The organism is Sagittula marina (assembly GCF_014196795.1).
Lineage (GTDB): Bacteria > Pseudomonadota > Alphaproteobacteria > Rhodobacterales > Rhodobacteraceae > Sagittula > Sagittula marina.
In genome coordinates this window covers 54035-69812 of the sequence record NZ_JACIEJ010000005.1, presented here as the reverse complement: position 1 = coordinate 69812, position 15778 = coordinate 54035, and the positions used below count along the sequence as shown (strand labels likewise).

The 15778-nt window shown below is 62.6% G+C and carries 14 protein-coding genes; 3 read left to right on the top strand and 11 right to left on the bottom strand.

Annotated features, from left to right (window positions below):
* Positions 1–34: 34 nt before the first annotated feature.
* Positions 35–1045 (top strand): Ldh family oxidoreductase, encoded by a 1011-nt coding sequence (locus tag GGQ68_RS10810; RefSeq protein ID WP_183965863.1) that lies wholly within the window; start codon positions 35–37, stop codon positions 1043–1045.
* Positions 1046–1153: 108 nt separating this feature from the next.
* Here the strand turns inward: GGQ68_RS10810 and glpK are convergent, their stop codons facing one another.
* From glpK to glpD, 8 genes are all read right to left on the bottom strand, one after another.
* Positions 1154–2656, bottom strand: coding sequence for a glycerol kinase GlpK (glpK, locus tag GGQ68_RS10805; RefSeq protein ID WP_183965861.1), 1503 nt, complete (start codon positions 2654–2656; stop codon positions 1154–1156).
* 131 nt (positions 2657–2787) lie between these two features.
* On the bottom strand, positions 2788–4509 hold the full coding sequence (locus tag GGQ68_RS10800) for an ABC transporter substrate-binding protein (RefSeq protein WP_183965859.1): 1722 nt from the start codon (positions 4507–4509) through the stop codon (positions 2788–2790).
* Between the two features lie 73 nt (positions 4510–4582).
* On the bottom strand, positions 4583–4858 hold the full coding sequence (locus GGQ68_RS10795) for a DUF2160 domain-containing protein (RefSeq protein ID WP_183965857.1): 276 nt from the start codon (positions 4856–4858) through the stop codon (positions 4583–4585).
* Positions 4859–4960: 102 nt separating this feature from the next.
* On the bottom strand, positions 4961–5824 hold the full coding sequence (locus GGQ68_RS10790; RefSeq protein WP_183965855.1) for a carbohydrate ABC transporter permease: 864 nt from the start codon (positions 5822–5824) through the stop codon (positions 4961–4963).
* Positions 5824–6696: a carbohydrate ABC transporter permease gene (locus GGQ68_RS10785; RefSeq protein ID WP_183965853.1), complete on the bottom strand. Its 873-nt coding sequence runs from the start codon at positions 6694–6696 to the stop codon at positions 5824–5826. The genes GGQ68_RS10790 and GGQ68_RS10785 overlap by 1 nt, the downstream gene beginning before the upstream one ends.
* A 91-nt stretch (positions 6697–6787) precedes the next feature.
* Positions 6788–7885 carry an ABC transporter ATP-binding protein gene (locus GGQ68_RS10780; protein ID WP_183965851.1) on the bottom strand — a complete coding sequence of 366 codons (1098 nt, stop codon included), beginning with the start codon at positions 7883–7885 and terminating at the stop codon, positions 6788–6790.
* Positions 7886–7897: 12 nt separating this feature from the next.
* Complete coding sequence (locus GGQ68_RS10775) at positions 7898–8986, bottom strand: ATP-binding cassette domain-containing protein (protein WP_183965849.1); 1089 nt, start codon at positions 8984–8986, stop codon at positions 7898–7900.
* A 47-nt stretch (positions 8987–9033) separates the two neighbouring features.
* Positions 9034–10623 (bottom strand): glycerol-3-phosphate dehydrogenase, encoded by a 1590-nt coding sequence (gene glpD, locus GGQ68_RS10770; RefSeq protein WP_183965847.1) that lies wholly within the window; start codon positions 10621–10623, stop codon positions 9034–9036.
* 235 nt (positions 10624–10858) lie between these two features.
* On the opposite strand from glpD, the gene GGQ68_RS10765 reads away from it, so the two are divergent.
* Positions 10859–11623, top strand: coding sequence for a DeoR/GlpR family DNA-binding transcription regulator (locus GGQ68_RS10765; RefSeq protein WP_183965845.1), 765 nt, complete (start codon positions 10859–10861; stop codon positions 11621–11623).
* Positions 11624–11998: 375 nt separating this feature from the next.
* On the opposite strand, the gene GGQ68_RS10760 is transcribed toward GGQ68_RS10765, so the two are convergent.
* The 3 genes from GGQ68_RS10760 to GGQ68_RS10750 form a co-directional block, all read right to left on the bottom strand.
* Entirely contained in the window at positions 11999–12652 is a 654-nt protein-coding gene (locus GGQ68_RS10760) for a cupin domain-containing protein (protein WP_183965843.1), read from the bottom strand.
* Between the two features lie 355 nt (positions 12653–13007).
* The gene (locus GGQ68_RS10755) at positions 13008–14381 is read right to left on the bottom strand and encodes a HAMP domain-containing sensor histidine kinase (RefSeq protein WP_183965841.1); all 1374 of its coding nucleotides are present in this window, start codon (positions 14379–14381) and stop codon (positions 13008–13010) included.
* Positions 14368–15045, bottom strand: coding sequence for a response regulator (locus tag GGQ68_RS10750; RefSeq protein ID WP_183965840.1), 678 nt, complete (start codon positions 15043–15045; stop codon positions 14368–14370). The genes GGQ68_RS10755 and GGQ68_RS10750 overlap by 14 nt, the downstream gene beginning before the upstream one ends.
* Positions 15046–15208: 163 nt before the next feature.
* On the opposite strand from GGQ68_RS10750, the gene GGQ68_RS10745 reads away from it, so the two are divergent.
* Positions 15209–15778, top strand: a complete 570-nt coding sequence (locus tag GGQ68_RS10745) for a DUF308 domain-containing protein (protein ID WP_183965839.1) — start codon at positions 15209–15211, stop codon at positions 15776–15778.

Here is a 15778-nt window from a genome sequence, read left to right as displayed (position 1 = left end):
AGCTCTGGGGCAGATCACCGCCGGGAGAATGTCCATGACCATGCGCCGCCTATCCCGAGACGAGGTTCACGGACTCGCCACCCGCACCTTGCAGGCTGTAGGCTACGGCCCGCGTCATGTTCAGGCCATCGCGGACATGTTGACCACCTGCCAGATGGACGATTGCCAGAGCCACGGGCTTTTTCGCCTGTTCATGTGCGCCGAAACCACCCGCACCGGGCGCGTCGATCCGCAGGCGGACCCCGCTCTGACCTTGGACGACAGTGCCGTGGTGCGTGCTGATGCGGGCGGGGCGATCTCATTGCTCGCCGTTCAGGCCGCCATGCCCCACCTTGTGGACCGCGCAAAACGGTTTGGTGTCGCGGCTTTGGCGGTGACCCGGTGCTACCATTTTTCCGCTCTCTGGCCCGAGGTCGAACAGCTGACAGGCCACGGATTGTCGGCCCTCTCCATGACGCCTAGCCACGCATGGGTTGCTCCCGCGGGCGGCACGCGCGGGGCGCTTGGAACCAACCCGATTTCCTTCGGCTGGCCGCGCAACGGCGATCCCTTTGTCTTTGACTTCGCGACTTCTGCCTTTGCCCGTGGAGAAATCGAACTCTATCGCCGTGAAAACAAGCCCCTTCCCGAGGGCGTGGCGCTCGATGCGAACGGTCAGCCCACCACGGACCCAGAGGCTGCGATGGACGGGGCCATGTGCACCTTTGGCAGCTACAAGGGGTCGGCGCTGTCCCTCATGGTCGAACTCATGGCCGGGCCGTTGATTGGCGATCTCACCAGCCTCGACAGCATGGCCTATGCCGAAGGCCGCCCCGAAGCCCCCTATCACGGACAAATCCTGCTGGCCTTCGACCCGGACCGGCTGTCAGGCGGCGCGGTGGCAGACAGCGACGCCCGCGCCGAACGGCTCTTTGCCGAGATCGGGGGACAGGGTGCGCGCCTGCCATCCGAGCGGCGCTACGCGGCGCGTGCGCGCAATGCCGCGCGGGGCTATGTGGAAATATCGGAAACGCTCTATCAGGACCTCTTGGCGCTGAGCAGCTAACCCCCGAGCGCGGGCCAAAATAACCTCGTGCGGTTCCACCCCGCCCCCGGCTCACATCATGGATTGCGCGCCAGCCGCCGGGTCACGGGCCCGTGGGCACCGCAACGCTCAGGAGGCGTAGCCGATCGTTGCATCCACCGCCTTGCGCCATGACTGGTGGCGCGCATCGCGGGTGGCATCATCCATCGCCGGTTCAAACCGCACCTCGGCGGACCAGCCCTTGGCAAAGGCTTCCATGTCCGGCAACAGCCCCGAATGCGCGCCCGCCAGCCATGCGACCCCCGTCGCCGTGGTTTCCAGCACGGCAGGCCGCTCCACCGGCGCGTCGATGATGTCCGACAGGAACTGCATCGCGTATTCAGAGGCGCTCATCCCGCCGTCGACCCGCAGGGGGGCGTTTGACACCGCGTCGCCGGACGCGGACCAGTCGGCTCTCATCGCGTCCAACAGGTCGCGCGTCTGAAACCCGACGGATTCAAGCGCCGCGCGGGCAAACTCCGCCGGGCCGGAGCCGCGTGTCAGGCCAAAGATCGCGCCACGGCACTCCGCATTCCAATAGGGCGCGCCAAGGCCGGTGAAGGCAGGCACCAGCACGACCTCCTGCGAGGGATCCGCGCGTTCGGCCAAGGGTTGCGTCTCCGCAGCGTTGCGGATGATCTGCAAGCCGTCACGCATCCATTGCACCACCGCCCCGGCAATGAAGATCGACCCTTCCAACGCATAGGTCGGCTTGCCGTCCAACTGGTAGGCGATGGTGGTCAGCAATCGGTTTTGCGAGCGGACGGGCTCTGACCCGGTGTTGAGCAGCGCAAAACATCCCGTGCCATAAGTGGATTTCAGCATCCCCGGCTGGAAACACGCCTGGCCGATGGTGGCCGCCTGCTGATCACCTGCGATGCCCCGGATGGGGATCGGCTTGCCAAACAGATCGGCGCGCGTCTCGCCAAAGTCGGCCGCGCAATCGCGCACCTCCGGCAGCATCGACATCGGGATACCCAGGCGGTCGCAGATCGTCTGCGACCAGCGCCCCTTGCGAATGTCATACAGCATTGTGCGCGCCGCGTTGGTCGCATCTGTCAGGTGGTGCTTGCCCCCGGTGAGATGCCAGACGAGCCAGCTGTCCACCGTGCCAAAGCACAGCTCCCCCGCTTCGGCCCGCGCCCGAGCGCCGTCGACATTGTTCAACAGCCACGCCAGCTTGGTGCCCGAGAAATAGGGATCGAGCAGCAGGCCCGTGCGGTCGGTGACCGTGTCCTCGAACCCCTCGGACTTCAGCCCCTTGCAGAATTCTGAGGTGCGGCGGTCCTGCCAGACGATGGCGTTGTGGATCGGCTTGCCGGTCTTGCGGTCCCAGACCAGCGTGGTTTCGCGCTGGTTGGTGATGCCGATGGCGGCGATCTCTTCGGCTTTCACCCCGGCCTTTTCCATCACACCGCGACAGGTCGCGGCGGTGGTCGTCCAAAGATCGGAACAGTCGTGCTCCACCCAGCCCGACGCCGGATAGTGCTGCTCGAACTCTTCCTGCGCGCTGGCCGTCACCTGCAGCTCTTCGTTGAACAGCATCGCGCGGGTAGACGTGGTGCCTTGGTCGATGGCGAGGATCAGCGTCATGTGGGGAAACTCCGTGTCGGGGGCGGTGTCGCGTTGTGGCCTGCAATCCGCAGAGAGGCCAGAAAACAATCACACCGCCGAAATGTCAAAACGCCGGGGCCTCGCGACTGGAGGCCCCGGCAAAGTCAGGCTTACTGCCAGGACTTGATCAGCTCATCATAAGAGATGGTCTCGGGCTCTTCTTCCTCGTTCTCCAGCTTCGCCTTGGGCGAACCTTCCTGAGAAAGCCAGTATTCCGGATCACGCTCTTCGTTCAGCTTCGGGCCGATTTCGCCCTGAATGCCAGCACGTTCGAGGCGCGCCATGACATCTTCCTGGTCCTCGCACAGGGCGTCGAGCGCCTCCTGCGGGGTCTTGGCGCCGGACATGGCGTCACCGATGTTCTGCCACCACAGCTGTGCCAGCTTGGGGTAGTCAGGCACGTTGGTGCCGGTCGGCGACCAGGCCACGCGTGCGGGCGAACGGTAGAATTCCACCAGGCCACCCAGCTTGTCGGCACGCTCGGTAAAGGACTCGTGGTTGATCGAGCTGTCGCGGATGAAGGTCAGACCCACATGCGACTTCTTGGTGTCCACCGTCTTGGAGGTCACGAACTGCGCATAGAGCCACGCGGCCTTTGCACGGTCCACCGGGGTGGATTTCATCAGCGTCCAGGAGCCCACGTCCTGATAGCCGATCTTGGTGCCCTCTTCCCAATATGCGCCGTGCGGGCTGGGGGCCATGCGCCACTTGGGCGTGCCGTCCTCGTTCATCACCGGCAGACCCGGCTTGACCGTGTCCGCGGTAAAGGCGGTGTACCAGAACATCTGCTGGGCCACGTTGCCCTGCGCCGGGATCGGGCCTGCCTCGGAGAAGGTCATGCCAGCCGCCGCCGGGGGCGTGTACTTTTCCAGCCATTCGATGGCTTTGGTCACAGCGTAGACCGCTGCGGGGCCGTTGGTGGCACCACCACGGGCGACACAGGAGCCCACGGGCTGGGACTGCTCGTTCACACGGATGCCCCATTCGTCGACTGGCAGGCCGTTCGGCTCACCCTTGGACCCTGCACCCGCCATGGACAGCCACGCATCGGTGTAGCGCCAGCCAAGGCTCGGGTCTTTCTTGCCGTAGTCCATGTTGCCATAGATCTCGTCGTCGATGCCCATGTGGGACAGATCACGACCGGTAAAGAATTCGGCGATGTCCTCATAGGCGGACCAGTTCACCGGAACACCCAGCTCGTAGCCATATTTCTCCTGGAAATCGGCCTTGTTCTTTTCGTCGTTGAACCAATCGTAGCGGAACCAGTAGAGGTTCGCGAACTGCTGCGTCGGCAACTGGTACAGCTTGCCATCGGGCGCAGAGGTAAAGGCCGTGCCGATGAAGTCGTCGAGGTCGAGACCGGGGTTGGTCACGTCCGCGCCTTCGTTCGCCATCCAGTCGGTCAGGTTACGCACCTGCTGGTAGCGCCAGTGCGTGCCGATCAGGTCGGAGTCATTGACGTAGGCGTCATAGATGTTCTCGCCGGACTGCATCTGGGTTTGCAGCTTTTCGACCACGTCACCTTCGCCGATCAGGTCGTGTGTGATCTTGATGCCGGTGATGGCCTCGAACGCCGGTGCGAGCACCTGGGATTCGTATTCGTGGGTGGTGATGGTCTCGGAGACGACCTTGATCTCCATCCCTTCCATCGGCGCGGCTGCGTCGATGAACCACTGCATCTCCTGCTCCTGCTCTTCGCGGGTCAGGGCCGACTGGTCGCCGATTTCCTCGTCGAGGAACTTCTTCGCGGCTTCCATGTCCGCAAATGCCGCTCCGCCCGTCAGGCTAAGCGCCACCGCCAGTGCGGTGGTGGATTTCAACGTAAAGTTCATATTGGTTTCCTCCCTTATGTGAACTTTTGTTTAGGCCGCGCGCCCCAAGGCTGGGACCACGCGCAAGTCTGTCTTACACCCAGCGGAACACCGCCGCGGCGTAGACCCCGCAGACGACAAGCGCCCACGGCTGCGTGTCGGCGCCAACCAGCCCCAGCCACGCAAGATTGATAAAGGCGCTTCCCAGAAGCGTGATGAACAGGCGGTCGCCTCGTGTCGTTTCGATCCGAAGGATGCCGGTGCGCGGCGTCTCCGGGAATTTGATCGCGAGGATCGTGAAGAGGATCAGCAGGCTTGCGATCACCATGAAGAAGATCGCGGTCGGCCAGGTCCATGCCATCCATTCCATGTCAGGCGCTCCTCGTTTCAAATTGCGTCGTGGTGTCCGTGCCCAGAATTGTCAGCTGACAATTCTGGATGGGACGTTCGTTGCGCGGATGTCCCTGCATCATCACACCCTCCCCAGAGCAAAGCCCTTGGCGATGTAGTTGCGCACGAAGTAGATCACGAGCGCGCCCGGCACGATGGTCAGGATGCCCGCTGCGGCCAGTACGCCCCAGTCGATGCCGGACGCCCCTTGGGTCCGGGTCATGATCGCGGCGATGGGCTTGGCATCCACCGTGGTCAGCGTCCGCGACAGCAGCAGCTCCACCCACGAGAACATGAAGCAGAAGAACGCCGCCACACCGATGCCACTGGCGATCAGGGGCATGAAGATCTTCACAAAGAAGCCGCCGAAGGAGTAGCCGTCAATGTAGGCGGTCTCGTCGATTTCCTTCGGGACGCCCCGCATGAAGCCCTCCAGGATCCAGACCGCCAGCGGCACGTTGAACAGGCAGTGCGCCAAAGCCACGGCGATGTGCGTGTCGAACAGGCCGACCGACGAATACAGCTGAAAGAACGGCAGCGCAAAGACGGCAGGCGGGGCCATGCGGTTGGTCAGCAGCCAGAAAAACAGATGCTTGTCCCCCATGAAGCTGTAGCGCGAGAACGCATAGGCCGCCGGCAGCGCCACCGAAAGCGAGATCACCATGTTCATCACCACGTAGATCAGCGAATTCACATAGCCCATGTACCACGACGGATCGGTCAGGATCGTGCGGTAGTTGTCCAGCGTCAGATTGCGCGGGAACAGGGTGAAATCGTTCAGGATCTCGGTGTTGGTCTTCAGGCTCATGTTCAGCAGCCAGTAGAGCGGCAGCATCAGGAACAGCAGGTACAAGCCCATGACAATGGCCGATGTATTCACCTTGAACCGCTTGCGGGTGTTGGACCCCTGGGCGGTCAGGTTTTCGGGAATCGTGGTGTCCGTCATCACATGCCCTTTTTGTCGAGGTTGGTCATCACGGTGTAAAACACCCACGAAATCAACAAGATAACCAAGAAGTACATCAAGCTGAAGGCCGCCGCAGGACCAAGGTCAAACTGTCCCAGCGCCATTTTCACAAGGTCGATGGACAGCAGCGTCGTGGCGTTGCCGGGGCCACCGCCGGTGACGACGAACGGCTCGGTATAGATCATGAAGCTGTCCATGAAACGCAGCAGGATCGCGATCATCAAGACACCCATCATCTTGGGCAGCTCGATAAAGCGGAACACTTTCCAACGGTTGGCCTGGTCGATCTTGGCCGCCTGGTAATAGGCGTCGGGGATGGACTTCAGCCCGGCAAAGGCCAGCAGCGCCACAAGCGAGGTCCAGTGCCAGACGTCCATGACAATGATCGTCACCCATGCGTCAAACGTGTTCTGCGTGTAGTTGTAATCGATGCCGATCTTGTCCAGCACATAACCCAGCAGGCCGATATCCACCCTGCCGAAGATCTGCCAGATCGTGCCCACCACGTTCCAGGGGATCAAAAGCGGCAGCGACATCACCACAAGGCAGAAGCTGGACCAGAAGCCGGACTTGGGCATGTTCAGCGCCACGAAGATGCCCAGCGGGATCTCGATGGCCAGGATGATGCCGGAGAACATGAGCTGGCGCTGAAGCGCGCCCCACATGCGTTCGTCCTCAAGCAGATCGCTGAACCACATGAGCTTGTCGTCGAGCGGGTAAAACTGGCCACCGAAGGTGTCCTGAATGGAATAATTCACCACGGTCATCAGCGGGATGACGGCGGAAAAGGCGACCAGCAAAAGCACTGGCAAAACCAGAAACCATGCCTTTTGATTGACTGTCTTTTGCATCAGTCGGTTCCTCCCAGACGCTCGGTCGTCGTCGTGACCTCATTGAAAGGGCGGGCTTGGCACTGCTGCGCCTTGTACGTTGCGTTGCCCATCATGCGGCCCCCACGGTTTCGGTTCGGACCTTTGGGGTGACGCGCCAGTCGTTGGCATAGACGTTCACATGCGAAGGGTCGAAGTGGACGCGGTTCATGTCTGCGCTCACCCGGTCGTCTTCGCCTGCGATGATATTGATATCGTGGCCAAAAAAATCGGCACGGATGATCTTGTGGCGGCCGACATCCTCGACACGACGCACGGTGACGGGCAGGCCTTCGGTCTGCGACAGGCGCGCAAATTCGGGACGCACGCCAAGCTCCACCTTACCGTTGAGCGGGCCGTAGCCGTTTGCCAGCGCCATCTCCGTGCCATCGATATAGGCGCGGTTGCCCTCGACCTTTGCCGGGATCACGTTCATGCCGGGCGAGCCGATGAAGTAGCCGACGAAGGTGTGTTCGGGCCGCTCGAAAAGCTCTTCGGGCGTGCCGATCTGGACCACGCGACCGTCGTACATGACGACGACCTTGTCCGCGAAGGTCAGCGCCTCTGTCTGGTCGTGCGTCACGTAGATCATCGTGTGCCCGAAATCATGGTGCAGCTTCTTCAACTGCGTGCGCAGCTCCCACTTCATATGCGGGTCGATCACCGTCAAAGGTTCGTCAAACAGCAGCGCGTTCACGTCCTTGCGCACCATACCACGGCCCAGCGAGATCTTTTGCTTCTGGTCCGCGCCGAGGCCTTGGGCCTTGCGTTTCAGCATGTCTTCCATGCCGATCATGCGGGCAATTTCCTGAACGCGTTCCGCCACATAGCTCTCGGGTTGGCCCCGGTTGCGCAGCGGGAACGCCAGGTTATCGCGCACGGTCATCGTGTCGTAGACCACCGGGAACTGGAACACCTGCGCGATATTGCGTTCGGCTGTGGGGGCGTGGGTCACATCCTTGCCATCAAACAGAATGCGCCCCTGAGACGGATGCAGCAGGCCGGAAATGATGTTCAAAAGCGTGGACTTGCCGCAGCCCGACGACCCCAGCAGCGCGTAGGCTTCGCCATCGACCCAGTCGTGGTTCAGTTCCTTGAGCGCGAAGTCGTCTTCGGACTGCGGCGATTTCAGGTAGGAATGCGCGAGGTTATCGAGCGTGATCTTGGCCATCTCGTCTCTCCCTCAAGCTGCCAGCGCGTAGGACGCGGGCGCAACCAGCGCGCCGTCCTCGGCAAAAATGTAGACGTGGCGCGGATCGAGATAGACCTTCAACGCCTCTCCGATCCGCAGATTGTGCACGCCGTGGATCAGCCCGACCCAGCGTTCGCCGTGGTGGTCGAGGTGCACAAAGGTTTCCGAGCCGGTCAGCTCTGTCACGTTGAGCGTGGTGGTGAATTCCACCGCATCCGCCGCGTGTTTGCCGATCTCCAGGTGGTTGGGGCGGAAGCCCGCAAGATAGCTGCCGTCCGCCAGATCCAAGAGCGGCCCCGTGGCCGGCGCAGCCTGACCGTCACCGAACGTGATGCGGTTGCCGGTCTTGGAAATCGGCAGAAAGTTCATCGGCGGGTCGGAGAACACCCGCGCCGTGGTCGCATCCACCGGCTTGCGGTAGACCTCCGGCGTGGGTCCGAACTGCGTCACACGGCCCTCCCAAAGGGTGGCCACATTGCCGCCAAGCAGCAGCGCCTCTTCGGGTTCGGTGGTGGCGTAGACGAAGATGGCGCCGGATTTCTCGAAGATCTTCGGGATTTCGACGCGCATCTCTTCGCGCAGCTTGTAATCGAGGTTGGCCAGCGGTTCATCCAGCAGCACCAGCCCGGCGTTTTTCACCAGGGCCCGCGCCAGGGCGCAGCGCTGTTGTTGCCCGCCGGACAGTTCCAGCGGCTTGCGGTCCAGCATCGGCGTCAGCTTCATCAGCTCTGCGGTTTCGCGCACGCGGGTGTCGATCTCTGTCTTGGAGACGCCCATCAGCTTCATCGGCGAGGCGATGTTGTCGTACACGCTCATCGAGGGGTAGTTGATGAATTGCTGGTACACCATGGCGACCTTGCGGTCCTGCACGCGCTGCCCGGTGACATCCTCACCTTGCCAGATGATCTGCCCCTTGGCCGGTGCGTCCAGCCCCGCCATGAGCCGCATCAGGGAGGTTTTCCCCGACGTGGTCGGCCCGAGCAGGACATTCATTGTGCCTTTTTCCAACGTCAGATCGGTGGGATAGACGTGCGTCTGCCCCTCCACGACCTTGGAAACGCCCTTGAGTTCAAGCGTCACCGTGTTCCTCCCTTACTGGCGGCAACCGTTCGGTCGCCTGCCCTGCGTTATTCGGCAACCTGTGCGGACTGTCGCCGCTGTGCCATCCAATCATTCAACGCCGTGATTTGCGTCTCCTCCAGACGCAAGCCCAGCTTGTTGCGCCGCCACACCACGTCTTCTGCGGTGCGCGCGTATTCCTTTTGCATCAGCCAGACGACCTCCGACTCGGTGAGCGTAGCACCGAAGTCGCGGCCAAGGTCCTGCAACGTGACGGCACGGCCCAGAATCTTGCGGGCATCGGTGCCATAGGCGCGGGCCAGGCGACGGGCGTGGAACGCCGTCAGAAAGTCGAAGTCGCGCTGCAAATCACGGACAAGGTTTTCAAAACCGTCCACCGGGAAATCCCCGCCGGGCAAGGACACCCCTGCCGTCCACGGGCCGGAGACGGAGAGATGTTCACCGATCTTTTCCAGCGCGCTTTCGGCCAGACGACGATAGGTGGTGATCTTGCCACCGAAGATGTTGAGCAGCGGCGCGCCACCGTTCGCGTCGACCTTCAGCGTGTAATCCCGCGTCGCCGCCGTGGCGCTGCTGGCCCCGTCATCGTACAGCGGCCGCACGCCGGAGTAGGTCCAGACGATGTCGGCATCCGTGATCTCGGCCTTGAAATAGGCGTTGGCGAAGTTCACCAGATATGCGCGCTCCTCCGGGGTGCATACGGGCTTCTTTTCGGGATCCGTTTGCTCGGCGTCCGTGGTGCCGATCAGGGTAAAGTCGTTCTCGTATGGGATCGCAAAGATGATGCGCCCGTCCGTGCCCTGGAAAAAGTAGCATTTGTCGTGATCGAACAGCCGCTTGGTCACGATGTGAGAGCCGCGCACAAGCCGCACGCCTTCGCGCGAGTTGATCCGCACCTTGGTCTGGATGATGTCGCCGACCCAAGGCCCACCGGCATTCACCAGCATCCTTGCGTGGTGAACCGTGGTCGCGCCGGTTTCGACGTCTTGCGTTTCGACGCGCCAAAGGTCGTTTTCGCGTTCGGCGCTGATCACCTTTGTGCGGGTCATGATCGTGGCGCCACGCGCCTCGGCGTCGCGGGCATTCAGCATTACCAGACGCGAATCCTCGACCCAGCAATCGGAATATTCGTAGGCGGTCTCGAAACGATCCTGAAGCGGCGCGCCCTCGGGGCCGCTGGTCAGATCGACAGATGTGGTGCCCGGCAGGATCTTGCGACCGCCAAGGTGGTCATACATGAAAAGCCCCAGCCGGATCAGCCACGCCGGGCGGCGGCCCTTCATCCACGGCATGAACAAGCTGAGCAAGCGGGATGTGGGCGTGTCGTTCTCGAACCTCATATCCTTATGATATGGAAGCACAAAACGCATCGGCCAAGAGATGTGCGGCATGGCGCGCAGCAGGGTTTCCCGCTCGATCAGCGCCTCGCGCACCAGTCGGAATTCAAAATACTCGAGGTAGCGCAGACCGCCGTGAAACAGCTTGGTCGAGGACGAAGAGGTCGCCCAGGCGAGGTCGTTCATCTCGGCCAGCGTTACCGTCAACCCACGGCCCGATGCATCGCGGGCGATGCCGCAGCCATTGATGCCGCCGCCGATCACGAAAAGGTCGACTGTCTGTGTTTGCGCTTGCGCCACGCCGCTTCTCCCCAGTGCTTATGGCTCTGCCGAACGTGACAAATATCAGGCAGTTTGGCAATGGTTTATTTTCGTTTATGTTCGCTTTTGACGCCCATCCGCACAAACCGCCGCAAAACGCAGGGCTTGATGTTCGCTTTTCGTCTCTCGGACAGAAACTGGCGCGCAGCATTGATTGCCATCCCTCCCCCGCCGTATGATAAGTTCCATGAACGGTCGAGGGAGGGCCGCCCCATTGTCAGTGACCTTTCGCCATCCTGAAATCCTTGAAATCGCGCGCCGCAACGGAAAGGTGACGGTGGACGGGCTGGCCGAACATTTCGGTGTCACCCTGCAAACCATCCGCCGCGACCTTGCCGATCTGGCGGAAACCGGGCGGCTGGAACGTGTGCACGGCGGCGCAGTCCTGCCCTCTGGCACGACAAATATCGGCTACGAGGAACGCCGCGCCATCAACCCGGACGGCAAGAACGCCATTGCCCGGGCATGTGCCGCACGCATTCCCAGCGACATTTCCCTGTTTCTCAACATTGGCACCAGCACGGAAGCCGTCGCCCGTGAGCTGATCCACCACACCAACCTGATGGTGATCACCAACAATATGAACGTGGCGAATATCCTTGCGGACAATCACGAATGCGAGGTCATCGTCACCGGCGGCCAGCTGCGCCGTGCCGATGGCGGGCTGGTGGGCACCCTCGCCGCCGAAACCATCGCCAAGTTCAAATTCGATGTGGCCGTGATCGGCTGCTCCGCGCTGGATCGCGACGGCGACCTGCTGGATTACGACATTCAGGAAATCAGCGTCAGCCAGGCGATTCTGCGCCAATCCCGGCAGACCTACCTGGTGGCGGACCATTCAAAGTTCAAACGCTCTGCCCCGGCCAAGATCGCCTCGCTGGCGGAGGTCGACACCTTCTTTACCGACCGCCCTCTGTCCGCCGATCTGTCGCGCGCCTGCGCCAACTGGGGCACCGAGGTCGCCTTGTCCGACGTCTGACCGTCCGAAGCGGTCACCATGGCGTTGGCTTGGTCCGCGCGACCCGGTCTCTGTCGATGACATGACGCGAACCGGTCGTCACGGCACTGCATCTTATCCCGCAGGCGAGGTCTGGTCCCTCGCAGCCATCGACCAGCGCCGCGACGGGACGCCATCGGATCTGAGGTGGGATGTGGCCCCTGTCCAGGGCTATCAAGATGCAACGCAGCGTGCGGCCAGCGCGACGGCTCGCCCCGTTCCACCCGGCCCCCAAGGTAGGCCATTCTCGGCGATCTGGAGCGGCACGCGCAGGCGGGCTATCCCGCCATTGGGTGGCTCAAACGCCTGGCGTACTTGCGCGATGTTGTCCCCGCCCTGTTCCACACCGGCCCTTGATCACTCTGGAATCGTCAGAACGTCGTCATGCTGCAAGGGCGCGTCCTTGAGCCAGAAGGTCACACCATCCGCACCGCTGCGCGCTGTGATCCCCTGCCCCGCCGGACGGCGCAGCCATGCCTGAGGACCAAGGGTCTGTCCCTCCAGCCGCAGGGCACCGGACAGCACCATGAGCTCCAGGCCGCGGGCGTTGTCGAGAATGATCGGAATATGCGGATCGCGCCGTTCCAGCGTCACCCGCTCCGCCCCATCGTCGAACAGGACACGCGGCCCCAGCACATTCTCGGGCGGGCGAACGATCTGCTGAGTGTCGCCTGCGCGAAACTGCCAGAGCCGCACAAGGAGGGCACAGCCATCCTTCGATGCCGGACTATGCGCCGTGCCGGGAGGGTTGCGAAAATAGCAGCCCGCCGGATAGTCGCCGTGTTCGTCCTGAAAGGTGCCGCCGAGCACGAGGATCTCTTCGCCGCCGGCATGTGTATGCTCGGGAAAGGCGCTGCCCGGCGCATACCGCACGAGCGAGGTGGCGCGCGCCACTTCCTCCCCCTCGCGATAAAGCATCTTCCGATCCACGCCGGGCGCGGGGCTCGGCACCCAGTCCAGCGTCTCGGTGTCGATGGTCACTGGCAGGGCAAGATTGGCATTGATGCGCATGGCCCGGTCTCCTTTCCAACCTTTGAAGCAGAGTAGCACGGAAATGCCTGAGGGCGAGGGGACAGGCCCGCCTGACAGCAGATTGCCCCACCGGGCTGCGCCTCCGGTATGGGTAGCCGGCCCCCACCGATCCCGCCGTTGAAAGATCGTATGCGCCGATCATCGCATGAAACGGCTTCACAAGCCGCGCGTATCGCGCCTCAGACGCGGTGGGCCACGACGATGGCTGTGATCGGCGCACGCACGATTGGTCCGCCTGAGGACGGTGTCTGGTCCGGCGAGGAGACGCCCCCGCGCGCACGTCGGAAGGCGCTGAAAACCTGTCCCGAGCAGCGCCCGACATGCACGGCGTTCCCTAGGCGCCGCTGGCTGGCAGCGTCACCTCGACGATCAAACCCGGGTGGTTGTCGGCGAGCGCGACATGGCCGTTGTGCTTTTCGGCAATTGCCCGCACCAGTGCCAGCCCCAGGCCGTTTCCCGGCTTGGACCGGCTGGGGTCGAGCCGGTGGAAGGGCTCGAAAACCCGCGTCTTTGACGCTTCGGGAATGCCCGGACCCTTGTCCGCGACCGTGAACAGGACGCTGCCGCCCGCTCGCCTCATCCGAACCGTGATGAGGTTGCCCTCGCTGCCGTGGGTCACGGCGTTCTGCAGCAGGTTCACCACCATCTGCTGAAGCATCTGCGCATCGCCCATGATCGCGTGGTCCTGTCCGGCATCCTCCTCGAACGTCATGGTTTGGCCCTCGTCCTCCGCGATCAGGGCGAAGGTCTCGACAAGGTCCGCTGTGAGCGCCGCCAGATCAACCCGGTCGCTCATGCGCTCTTCTCCGGCGGCCTCGATGCGGGAGAGTTGCAGGTAGGAATCGAAGATGACACGCATGGTCTCAAGCTCGTCCTGCGTATCGCCCAGCGCCTCGGTCGGGTCCGCGCCCTGATCGACGCGCTCCATCGCCTTGCCCAGCGAGAGATAGGCGCGGCCAAGCGGCGACTTCAGATCATGGGCGGCCGCGGCGGCGGTGTTGCGGGTGGTGGCGACCATCCGCGACAAGCGTTCGAGATGCTGGTTCAACTGCCGCGCGATCCGATCAATCTGCGTCGTGCCACCGTTCTCGGGGATGCGGACCGTCATGTCCCCCTCGGAGGTTTTCGACAGCGCGGTTTCGATCTCCTTCAGGCGGCGCAGGCTCTTGGCGCTCAAAAGATAGCCCACGGACAGCATGGTGAGCAGGATCAGGAACCCGCTCAGCGTCAGGGCGCGAAAGACAAGGATCTTCGTATGGTACAGCAGGTCCAGCCGCAGACCGACGACCAGCGTATTTTCGTCCACCGGGCCGGCAAAATAGACGTATTCACGGGTGATGTCGTCCGGCGTTACGCTGGCATGATCAAGGGGGCCGACCTGCAGGCCCGAACCCTCGGGACGGGTCAGGATATTGCCGACGACAAGAGTATCCGCCGCCTCGAACAACGCCACGGCGTGATGTCCGCCGGTCGTCGTCCGCGACACGGTGGCAATCGCCGCCTCAAGATGGCCTTCCTCCTCGTCCTCGTGTTCGGAGGCAATGATGTTCCAGCGCTGCTGAACGTCGTCGCCCAGCTCGGCGATCAGGCTGTGCTCGATGTAGGCGAGCGCGGCCCAGCCGAACACCACAAGAACGACGACAAAGGCGATGGCCGAGCGCAGAACCGCCGAGAACGCGGCGCCCGAAAGGATGTCACCGCGGTCCATGCATCGAATACCCGGTGTTGCGGATCGTGTGGATCAGGGGCACGTCGAAGGGTTTGTCGACCTTTGCGCGCAACCGGCTCATATGGGTTTCGACCACGGTGGTGTTGGGTTCGAAATTGAAATTCCAGACCCGCTCCAGCAGCAGGGTACGGGTCACGACCCGGCCTGCGTTGCGCATCAGGATCTCGAGAATGGCAAATTCCTTGCTGTGCAGCTCCATCACGGTGCCCTGACGCGTGGCGGTGCGCGACAAGAGGTCGAGCTGAAGGTCGTGCACGGTCAGAACAGGCTCGGCGCGTGTCTGTGTCTTGCGGCGGACGATGGCGTCGATGCGGGCGATCAGTTCGGAGAAATGAAAAGGCTTGGTCAGGTAGTCGTCGCCGCCAGCGGCAAGCCCTTCGACGCGGTCGTCGACCTGTCCCATGGCGGTCAGGAACAGCACCGGCAAGGGTTTCCCCGAAGCCCGCAGCGCCTTGAGCACCGACAGGCCATCCATCCCCGGCAACATGCGGTCCAGAATCGCCAGGTCACACTCGTTATAAAGGCAGTAGCTGAGCGCGTCCCGGCCATCGGCGACATGATCGACCGAATGGCCATGTTCCGAGAGGCCGGCAACAATGTAGTCGGCAACCTTGGCGTCGTCTTCGGCGAGCAGGATCTTCATGGGCGTCATCTCCTTGCCGTCATCTAGGGGAATTCGCGCCCGATGCGCCAGCGAAACAAACTTCTTTGCATGAAAGTAAGGTTCGCGCGAAATCCGGGCGATGGCGCGCACCTAGTGATGTTTCGTGCCGGTCGAGCCAACCGGAATCCTGGGAGCAAAACACGTGCAGACTTATCTGAGCCATCTGAAATCGTCGGAGCGTCCGGACAGTGACCGGGCGGCGTTCAAACATCTGAGACTGGTGGGCGTCATCCTTGCGGGGCTTGGTGTGCTTGCCATTCTTCTGCCCAACATCGCAACCTTTGGCGCGGAATTGCTGGTGGCGTGGATGCTGACCCTGTGGGGCGCCGTCGGGCTGGCGTTTTCCTGGGCGATCCGGCCCGCGCCGGAATGGCGCTACGGGGTCGCGGCCTTCGGACTTCTTTTTGTCGTCGGTGCCGCGCTCGCCCTGTTTCCCGTCGCGGGTGTCGCAGCGTTGACCCTGCTGATGATGCTGTCTTTCCTGATGGAGGGATTGCTTTCAATCCTCTTTGGCCTGCGCAGCAGCGCACATGTCTCGAACTGGGGATGGCTGGTGTTCAGCGGACTGTGTTCCTTCGCGGCGGGTGTGGTGATCCTGTTTGGCTGGCCCTGGACCGCAAGCTGGACGCTGGGCCTGATGCTGGGCCTGAACTTTCTCTCGACCGGCCTGTCGGTCGTCATGCTGGCAAACTCGGCACGTGTCGAGGCCTGA